Source organism: Xenorhabdus entomophaga (assembly GCF_037996725.1).
Classification (GTDB): domain Bacteria; phylum Pseudomonadota; class Gammaproteobacteria; order Enterobacterales; family Enterobacteriaceae; genus Xenorhabdus; species Xenorhabdus khoisanae.
In genome coordinates this window covers 1-9078 of the sequence record NZ_JBBMXH010000135.1, presented here as the reverse complement: position 1 = coordinate 9078, position 9078 = coordinate 1, and the positions used below count along the sequence as shown (strand labels likewise).

8 protein-coding genes are annotated in these 9078 nt (G+C 44.3%); 5 read left to right on the top strand and 3 right to left on the bottom strand.

Annotated elements, in window-relative coordinates; translation table 11 throughout:
- The first annotated feature begins 237 nt into the window (after positions 1 to 237).
- Entirely contained in the window at positions 238 to 1032 is a 795-nt protein-coding gene (locus AAC854_RS19930; protein ID WP_340618636.1) for an endonuclease/exonuclease/phosphatase family protein, read from the top strand.
- Positions 1033 to 1108: 76 nt separating this feature from the next.
- On the opposite strand, the gene AAC854_RS19925 is transcribed toward AAC854_RS19930, so the two are convergent.
- Complete coding sequence (locus tag AAC854_RS19925; protein ID WP_340618635.1) at positions 1109 to 2494, bottom strand: amino acid permease; 1386 nt, start codon at positions 2492 to 2494, stop codon at positions 1109 to 1111.
- A gap of 169 nt (positions 2495 to 2663) precedes the next feature.
- Between AAC854_RS19925 and queE the strand changes: the two genes are divergently transcribed.
- Positions 2664 to 3335: a 7-carboxy-7-deazaguanine synthase QueE gene (gene queE, locus AAC854_RS19920; RefSeq protein WP_340618634.1), complete on the top strand. Its 672-nt coding sequence runs from the start codon at positions 2664 to 2666 to the stop codon at positions 3333 to 3335.
- A 34-nt stretch (positions 3336 to 3369) separates the two neighbouring features.
- On the opposite strand, the gene queD is transcribed toward queE, so the two are convergent.
- A complete protein-coding gene (gene queD / locus AAC854_RS19915; protein WP_047964818.1) occupies positions 3370 to 3732 on the bottom strand; it encodes a 6-carboxytetrahydropterin synthase QueD in 363 nt (120 codons plus the stop codon).
- 275 nt (positions 3733 to 4007) lie between these two features.
- On the opposite strand from queD, the gene cysJ reads away from it, so the two are divergent.
- From cysJ to AAC854_RS19900, 3 genes are read left to right on the top strand one after another with little or no spacing between them, the layout of a single operon-like run.
- Positions 4008 to 5828, top strand: coding sequence for an NADPH-dependent assimilatory sulfite reductase flavoprotein subunit (gene cysJ / locus AAC854_RS19910; RefSeq protein WP_340618633.1), 1821 nt, complete (start codon positions 4008 to 4010; stop codon positions 5826 to 5828).
- A 1-nt stretch (position 5829) separates the two neighbouring features.
- Positions 5830 to 7569, top strand: a complete 1740-nt coding sequence (cysI, locus tag AAC854_RS19905) for an assimilatory sulfite reductase (NADPH) hemoprotein subunit (RefSeq protein WP_340618632.1) — start codon at positions 5830 to 5832, stop codon at positions 7567 to 7569.
- On the top strand, positions 7566 to 8300 hold the full coding sequence (locus tag AAC854_RS19900; RefSeq protein ID WP_340618631.1) for a phosphoadenylyl-sulfate reductase: 735 nt from the start codon (positions 7566 to 7568) through the stop codon (positions 8298 to 8300). The genes cysI and AAC854_RS19900 overlap by 4 nt, the downstream gene beginning before the upstream one ends.
- A 134-nt stretch (positions 8301 to 8434) precedes the next feature.
- On the opposite strand, the gene AAC854_RS19895 is transcribed toward AAC854_RS19900, so the two are convergent.
- The gene (locus AAC854_RS19895) at positions 8435 to 8911 is read right to left on the bottom strand and encodes a DUF2846 domain-containing protein (RefSeq protein WP_340618630.1); all 477 of its coding nucleotides are present in this window, start codon (positions 8909 to 8911) and stop codon (positions 8435 to 8437) included.
- Positions 8912 to 9078 lie beyond the last annotated feature (167 nt).

Genomic DNA, 9078 nt, shown 5'->3' with positions numbered 1-9078 from the left:
TTGTCACTTTTTTCATGTCACGTTGCCAGAAAAAGCGAAAGAATTGACGACTCGACTGACTGACAATTTTCAGATTTTAAAACCTGCATCTTCAAGTTAGATTGGTATATAGGAGATTGAAATCAATAACGTGTATGTCATATTAAGTAGCGAATAAGGTGGCGTATGGCGGAGGTAAGCTTGGAAAGAAAAAGCTACGCGAGAAGGCTGTATGAAAGAAAGCTTGTAAATATGAGGATGAGGTATGCGAAAAAAAATTATGCTATGCGATATGTCGCGGGGCAGCCTGTAGAACAAGTTTTTCCTACTTCTAAACAACTATTAGCAGAAGCCGCGTTGCCGCGTGGGGAACCGATTCTTGCCAGCAATAATGAACTTTCTATCGCTATTTGGAATATCTATAAGCAGCAACGCCCATTATGGAAAAGTGTCCTGACTTCTTTAGCCGAGAAGAGCGATCTTATCTTATTGCAAGAAGCGCAAACGACCCCTGATTTATTGAAATTCATTACAGCCAGCGGCTTGGTTGCAGATCAAGTTCCTGCATTTGCCATACCTCAGCATCCATCGGGCGTGATGACATTGGCATCTTCTTCACCTGTTTATTGCTGTCCACTTCGCGAAAAAGAACCCATACTCAGGCTATCTAAGTCTTCATTAATCACGATTTACCCATTACCCGATGAACGCCAATTGATGGTGATAAACGTGCATGCTATTAACTTCAGTCTTGGTGTCGATGTTTATCGCAGGCAGCTGGACAATCTTGGTATCCACATAGGGCTGCATGACGGTCCCGTTATTTTTGCCGGAGACTTTAATGCGTGGAGTCGCCAGAGATTAAAAGTTCTGGCGCGTTTTGCTCATCGTATGCAGCTTGAAGAAGTGCATTTCGATGATGATCACAGGACGATTGTTTTTGGTAAGCCGTTGGATTTCGTCTTTTATCGTGGACTAAAAATCCTGAACGCAACAGTTTTAACGACAGTCGCTTCTGATCACAACCCATTGATTGTGAACTTCTCTCTATAACTGATAAAGAAAATAACAGGTAGTTATTGATTGGAGGAATAAAAAAGCGCCGGAATTTATCGACGCTTTTTTTAATTTATTGATTGGAGGGGAGTGTTGTCGATTGCTTCTTCTTCACACCAAAGAGGTAGGCCAGCGTGAGCAAAATTACCCAACCTATTCCAACGTATAAAGCATCTCTCGTTTGCTCAAAATAACCTAACAATGCGATGATACTGATCATGAAAACGATCGTAATAGCCGGGGCAATTGGCCACATTGGAATTGGAAATTTTAACGTCTTGATTTCTTCCGCACTCATTTTGCGGCGCATGGCAACATGGGAAAGCAAGATCATCAACCATACCCAAACCGTTGCAAATGTAGCGACAGAGGCGATAAGAATGAAAATTTCTTCAGGGATAAGATAATTCAGAACCACGCCCAGTAACAGAATTGATATCATGACAAGAACAGTCATCCACGGCACGCCATTGCGAGTCAGTTTCTTGAATGACTTAGGTGCTTGTCCTTCTTGGGCCATACCGTACATCATCCTGCCTGCACCAAAAATATCACTATTAATAGCGGAAATGGCCGCAGTAATCACTACGACATTCAGAATATTTGCGGCTGAATTAATTCCCAGATTGGAAAAAATTTGTACGAATGGGCTTCCTTCCTGACCAATTTGATTCCATGGATAGATACACATCAGAATACATAGGGTCAGGACATAGAAGATCAAAATACGAAATGGAACAGCATTGATTGCTTTAGGGATTGTATTTTCGGGATTTTTCGCTTCACTCGCGGTGATGCCAATGACTTCTATACCACCAAAGGCGAACATCACAATAGCAAAGGACGCTATCACCCCACCGATGCCATTTGGCATAAAACCGCCGTGCTCCCATAAATTGGAAAACCCGGTAGCATGTTCAGTTGCTTGCCCGAAACCGTAAAACATAATGGCAATACCACCTACAATCATAGCAATGATGGCGGTGACTTTGATGATAGAAAGCCAGAATTCCATTTCACCGAAAATCTTTACATGGCATAGATTCAGGGCACCAATAAAGCATACAATTCCCAATACCCAAATCCACTGATCAACATGAGGGAACCAAAGTTTCATATATGTACCGAATGCGGTAATATCAGCCAGACAAACAAAGAGCATTTCAAGAATATAGATCCAACCCGTCAGAAAACCGGCCAAAGGCCCCAGATAATGGCTGGCATATTGTGAAAAAGAACCGGAGACGGGATGATGAACGGCCATTTCGCCAAGTGCTCTCATCACAATAAATACGGCAGCACCGCCGATTAAATAGGCTAGCAACACAGCGGGGCCAGCTTGCTGAATCGCTGCTGCTGAGCCGTAAAACAGCCCCGTGCCTATTGCAGAGCCTAAAGCCATAAAGCGGATGTGCCGCACGCTTAGGCCCTGTTTAAGCTGATTTTCATTATTTTGCATTCGTTATTCCCATCTATCCTTTCATGCCAGAGAGTATTTTAGGCATACGATGCCCTGTCTGGCTTGAGATGCCAGCAAAAGCAACCCAATACCATACCATAAAGATGGATGTTCGCGGGATAGATATCTGTAATAATAACGGGTAGTTTAGTAAAACCAGAGTTTTTTTATGATTTACCCAATAAATGAAATCTTTCAAACCTTACAGGGAGAAGGGGTGTTTACCGGTGTTCCTTCGGTCTTCATTCGCTTGCAAGGATGCCCGGTAGGGTGTAGTTGGTGTGATACCAAGCATACATGGGAAAAAGAGGCTGATAAGCAGCAGCCTATGGAAAACATCTTACTGAAATCGCAAGACAGCGATATCTGGGGCGTGGCGACAGCGAAGCAGCTACTTGGCATATTCACTCGTCAAGGCTACAGCGCGCGTCATATCGTGATTACCGGAGGCGAACCATGCTTATATGATCTGCGTCCTCTGACTGAAACACTGGAAAGTGAAGGCTATCAATGCCAGATAGAGACAAGTGGTACACACGAAATTCAGTGCTCTGAAAAAACATGGGTGACGGTTTCGCCGAAGGTAAAAATGCGTGGTGGATATCGGGTTTTGCCTGAGGCCATGAAACGGGCAAATGAAATTAAACATCCTGTGGGGCGGGAGCGCGATATTGAAGCATTGGATGAATTGCTGACGATGCTTGATGGCAGTTCCGCCCCGATAATTGCTTTACAACCCATCAGTCAGAAAGAAGAAGCGACCCGCCTGTGCATTGAAACGTGTATTGCCCGAAACTGGCGTTTTTCGATGCAGACTCATAAATACTTAAATATCGCCTAAAATTCATTCAGCACCAGACTCTGGTGCTGAATCCTTACTCCCCTCGATAGATACAACCTGCGCTACAGGTTTCTTTCACCATTACGGCACTGAGTTGGGATAATGTCGGTTTCAGCCGTCCCCATATCCACTTGGCCAGGACTTCGCTGGTTGGATTTTCAAGCCCGGGAATTTCATTGAGATAGTGGTGATCAAGCTGTTCCCAAATGGGTTTAAAAGCCGTTTTTACATCGGCAAAGTCCATAAGCCAGCCGCTGAGGGGATCGACTTCTCCGGTAAGCTCCACGCGTACCATAAATGAATGTCCATGCAGGCGTCCACATTTATGCCCCTCAGGAACATGTGGAAGATGATGCGCTGCTTCAAATTGAAAATCTTTAAAGATAGTTGTAATCATGATGCGTTCCCCGATTTCAAAAGGCCGGCTATTCTACCTGAACTTTGTGCGCTTAACGTGATTTTTCTGGAGGAATAAAACACAGCGCTTAACAACTTTATCGATATATTAAATCTGTAAATAAAGTTAGGCATTTTGGTTATGAGATATTGCGATCCTTTCTTTAATTACTCATCCTATTTTGGGATAACCTGATAATTAATCCATGTTTATGATTGCTGTACTTTATTTATTCTACCGGCATGGATATTCGCTATAACAAAGGGCACTGGACAATGACCGCAAAACCACCTTCAACTGTATTATTACCTGTTTCTCCAGAACAGCTATCACGCCTGCAATCAGCAACGAGTGATTTTTCATCACACCAATTAGCTTGGTTATCCGGCTATTTCTGGGGAATGGTGAATCACCAGCCACAAACTGAGGTGGAGACGCCCGCTGCATCTATGCAGGAAACAGTAACCTTACTTTCTGCTTCACAAACAGGTAATGCCCGTCGTTTAGCTGAACAACTTAGAGATTCATTATTGGCTGCAAATCTCAATGTGAATTTGATTAACGCAGGTGATTATAAGTTTAAGCAAATTTCCCAAGAACGGATACTGATTATTATTGCTTCGACGCAAGGTGAAGGTGAACCAGCAGAAGAGGCGGTAGCACTCTATAAGTATCTCTATTCCAAAAAAACACCATCAATGAAAGATACGGTTTATGCGGTATTTGGTTTGGGAGACACTTCGTATGAAAATTTCTGTCAGGCAGGAAAAGATTTTGATAACCGCCTGAATGAGCTTGGCGCTCAGCGCTTATTGGATCGTGTTGATGCTGATGTCGAGTATCAAGAGCAGGCCGATCAATGGCACTGCCAAATCACAGATATTTTACAACAGCGCCTGTCAGTACAGGCAAAATCAGCCACCTCGGTTCAGTCTGTTGCAACTCAGGCGATATCAACTGCACAAACGGATTCAGTGAGTGCGACGTATACCAAGGAAGCTCCCTTGGCTGCATCGCTGTTGTCCAACCAAAAAATCACGGGACGTGGCTCTGACAAAGATGTTCGCCACGTTGAAATTGATTTGGGGGATTCAGGGCTGACTTATCAACCAGGAGACGCTCTTGGCGTTTGGTTTGAAAACGATCCCGCTTTGGTGGATGAATTAATAGCCCTGCTTTGGTTGGAAGGTTCAGAACAAGTTAATGTGAATGGCAAATTACTTCCACTGCGTGAGGCTCTGATAAGTCATATAGAGCTGACTCAAAACACCGGCATAATTGTTGAGAAGTATGCCACATTGGCGAAAGATGAAAAGCTGCTGGCATTAGTGGCTGATAAACAGGCATTGCAGCAATATGCTCAGGCAACGCCGATTGTGGATATGGTCAGAAGCGTTGCTGCACACCCTGAAGCTCAACAATTTGTTGATTTACTGCGCCCGCTGACACCCCGGCTCTATTCCATCTCTTCTTCACAATCTGAAGTTGAAAATGAAGTCCATATTACCGTAGGGGTGGTTCGCTACGACATAGAAGGGCGGGCACGTACTGGAGGTGCATCAGGTTATTTGGCTGATCGCTTGCAGGAAGATGACGGCATCCGCGTTTTCATCGAAAAAAATAATAATTTTCGCTTGCCCGCTGATCCCAACACGCCTGTCATTATGATCGGGCCGGGGACGGGCATTGCTCCATTCAGGGCATTTTTGCAGGAGCGTGATAGTCAGGGGACAGAAGGTAAAAACTGGCTGTTTTTTGGCAATCCACATTTTGTTGAGGATTTTCTGTATCAGGTTGAATTCCAGCGTTATGTGAAAGATGGTTTGTTGACTCGCATTGATTTGGCATGGTCACGGGATCAGCAACATAAAGTATATGTACAAGACAAACTACATGAGCAAGGAGAAGAAGTCTGGCGTTGGATTCAGGATGGTGCGCATCTGTATGTTTGTGGCGATGCTAATCGTATGGCAAAAGACGTAGAACAAGCCCTATTGGACATTATTTCACAACATGGTGGCATGGATGCCGAGCAGGCTGATGAATTCTTGAGTGAATTGCGCCTTGAGCGTCGTTATCAGAGAGATGTTTACTAACATGAGCAATGTGAGCAAAGAAAAACAAGGGCCTTTGATCGTTGAAGGTAAACTTGCAGATAGTGAGCGTATGAAGCTGGACAGCAATTACCTGCGGGGAACCATCAGCGAGGATTTAAAAAATGGGCTGACAGGTGGGTTTGAGGGAGATAATTTCCTGCTTATCCGCTTTCACGGCATGTATCAGCAAGATGATCGTGATATCCGGGCTGAGCGCGCAGAACAAAAACTCGAACCGCGCCATGCCATGATGCTGCGTTGTCGTTTGCCGGGGGGGATTATTACCCCCAAACAATGGCTGGGCATTGATCGTTTTGCGACAGAAGATACGCTGTACGGTAGCATTCGATTGACCAATCGGCAGACGTTTCAGTTTCATGGCATTTTGAAAAATAATCTTAAACCTGCGCATCAACTGCTGGCATTGATGGGGCTGGATTCACTGGCGACAGCCAACGACGTTAATCGCAATGTGCTGTGCACATCCAATCCCGTGCAATCTGTTTTACACCAACAGGCTTATGAATGGGCTAAAAAGATATCGGAACATCTGCTGCCACGGACTAACGCGTATGCTGAAATCTGGCTGGATAAAGAAAAAATTGCGACAACTGATGAAGAGCCGATCCTTGGCAAGACTTATTTGCCTCGTAAATTCAAAACATCAGTAGTGATCCCGCCACAAAATGACGTTGATCTGCATGCCAACGATATGAACTTTGTTGCTATTGCGGAAAATGATCAGCTGATCGGCTTTAATGTGTTGGTAGGTGGTGGATTAGCCATGACTCACGGTGATAAGAAAACATTTCCCCGTTTGGCGAGTGAATTTGGTTACATTCCCCTAGAGCATACATTGGAGATTGCAGAAGCCATCGTGACAACCCAGCGAGATTGGGGCAACCGAACTGAGCGTAAAAATGCCAAAACCAAATATACCCTTGAGCGCGTGGGTGTAGAAATGTTCAAACAGGAAGTTGAAAAGCGTGCTGGTGTGAAATTTGAAGCTGTCCGATCCTATGAATTCACCCGTCGGGGCGATCAGATTGGCTGGTTAAAAGGCATTGATGATCAATGGCACTTAACCTTATTTATCGAAAATGGTCGTTTACTGGATTATCCTGAGAAACCGTTAAAAACAGGGATCGCAGAGATTGCAAAAATCCATCAAGGCGATTTTCGCCTGACTGCCAATCAAAACCTGATTGTGGCGGGCATACCGGAAAGTGAAAAATCGCGGATTGAACAAATTGCCCGCGCTCATGGCTTAATTGATGATGGTGTGACGACCTTGCGTCATCACTCTATGGCCTGCGTTTCATTTCCGACTTGTCCATTGGCAATGGCCGAAGCTGAACGTTTCTTGCCGGCTTTTGTTGACCATATTGATGGATTGATGGAAAAGCACGGTGTCGCTGATGAAGAGATCATTTTGCGTGTCACTGGCTGCCCTAATGGATGCGGCAGGGCAATGCTGGCAGAAATAGGGCTGGTGGGTAAAGCGCTTGATCGTTATAACCTGCATTTGGGAGGAAACCGCATTGGTAACCGAATTCCCCGCATGTACAGGGAAAATATCACATCAGCAGAGATCATTGAGATACTGGATACATTAATTAGTCGTTGGGCATCAGAGCGTCTTGCCAATGAATGTTTTGGTGACTTCCTGATCCGCGCCGATATCATTAAGCCGGTACTGAATTCAGCCGTCGATTTTTATGACTGGCAGGAGGCTGTATGAGCCGATTGAATCTCCCAGAGCTGACGGTACTAACTCTAGAACAGCAAATCACAGCATTGGCTGATATTAATCAACAACTGGAATTGCTGGATGCTCATGAGCGCGTGAAATGGGCACTGGAACATTTGCCCGGCGAATTTGTGCTTTCCTCTAGTTTTGGTATTCAGGCAGCCGTTTGCTTACATCTTGTGACACGGGAGTACCCTGATATTCCCGTCGTGCTTACCGACACGGGGTATTTATTTCCCGAAACTTATCAATTTATCGATAGACTGACCGAAAAACTCAACCTGAACTTGAATATTTTTCGTGCAGAGCACTCTCCGGTTTGGCAAGAAACGCGCTATGGCAAACTGTGGGAACAGGGAATAGAAGGCATTGAGCGTTATAACCAAATCAATAAAGTTGAGCCGATGAACCGTGCGTTGAAAGAATTGAAAGCACAGAGTTGGTTTGCCGGTTTGCGTCGTCAGCAATCAGAAAGCCGTGCTAATTTGCCTGTACTGGCAATTCAGCGAGGTGTTTTCAAAATCCTGCCAATTATTGATTGGGATAACCGCCGTGTACACCAATACCTGACTCAACATGGCCTTGAGTACCATCCATTGTGGGAAGAAGGCTATTTCTCTGTGGGGGATACCCATACGACGCAAAAATGGGAACCGGGCATGAGTGAAGAACAAACCCGCTTTTTTGGCCTGAAGCGTGAGTGTGGTTTGCACGAAGGCTGAACTGGCTCCTGAATTCTTATAGAAGTGGCCGTTTAATCAGGCCACCTCTAAACTAAAATTTGATTACATAAAACATAAGCACTAACATTCTCAGATACTGCTGTTAACTTGGCATCGTGTCGTTATGCCAAAAATCAGCTATCACAATGCCCTTCCTTTGCAAGATGAACATCTGCCTTAGATATTACCTTTTTTCCTTCGTCCTCTGGTGACACACTCAAACCGGCACCACCAACAAAAACTCCCATTTTTATGTATTGTCTTATGAAGTAATTTTTTCCAGATTCAGTAAAAATATGCAGGTCATTAGGGGAGAATTCTGATTCGGTAGATATTTTATGGTTTTGGTCACCTGATACCTGTGTGTAGAAAAAAGTTTTATCCGCTGTTTCTCCAATACACTTCCCATCAACATAAATATCTTTTTTAAGAGACTTACCGACAAAACTATCGCGGTAGATATATAAACCAGATCTGCCCTGCTCTGGAGCAGAGAAACTTTTAGCTTTTACTGCTTCTTGTTCAGTTGCAAGGGGTACGCTGGCACAGCCACTAAGAAGCAAAGCGCCAAAAAGAGAAACAGATAAAAATAATTTTTTGGTATTCTTCATAGAAACAGAACCTTTTATATAAAAGTAAAAGAGCTTCCGACCTGATCCAGAAGTACTTTAACGCGATGCTCGACTTTAACATCCTATGACGTTGGCTTGTTGAAGCCAGTCGCGTTGACTTTTACCTTGTTTAAAATTGGCAAAAATGCCCAACGTATGAGAAAGCA

Bases quoted from the DNA above. Each gene is read 5' to 3' on its own strand.
- AAC854_RS19930 (WP_340618636.1), top strand. From the start codon at position 238: ATGAGGTATGCGAAAAAAAATTATGCTATGCGATATGTCGCGGGGCAG.
- AAC854_RS19925 (WP_340618635.1), bottom strand. From the start codon at position 2,494: ATGCAAAATAATGAAAATCAGCTTAAACAGGGCCTAAGCGTGCGGCAC.
- queE (WP_340618634.1), top strand. From the start codon at position 2,664: ATGATTTACCCAATAAATGAAATCTTTCAAACCTTACAGGGAGAAGGG.
- queD (WP_047964818.1), bottom strand. From the start codon at position 3,732: ATGATTACAACTATCTTTAAAGATTTTCAATTTGAAGCAGCGCATCAT.
- cysJ (WP_340618633.1), top strand. From the start codon at position 4,008: ATGACCGCAAAACCACCTTCAACTGTATTATTACCTGTTTCTCCAGAA.
- cysI (WP_340618632.1), top strand. From the start codon at position 5,830: ATGAGCAATGTGAGCAAAGAAAAACAAGGGCCTTTGATCGTTGAAGGT.
- AAC854_RS19900 (WP_340618631.1), top strand. From the start codon at position 7,566: ATGAGCCGATTGAATCTCCCAGAGCTGACGGTACTAACTCTAGAACAG.
- AAC854_RS19895 (WP_340618630.1), bottom strand. From the start codon at position 8,911: ATGAAGAATACCAAAAAATTATTTTTATCTGTTTCTCTTTTTGGCGCT.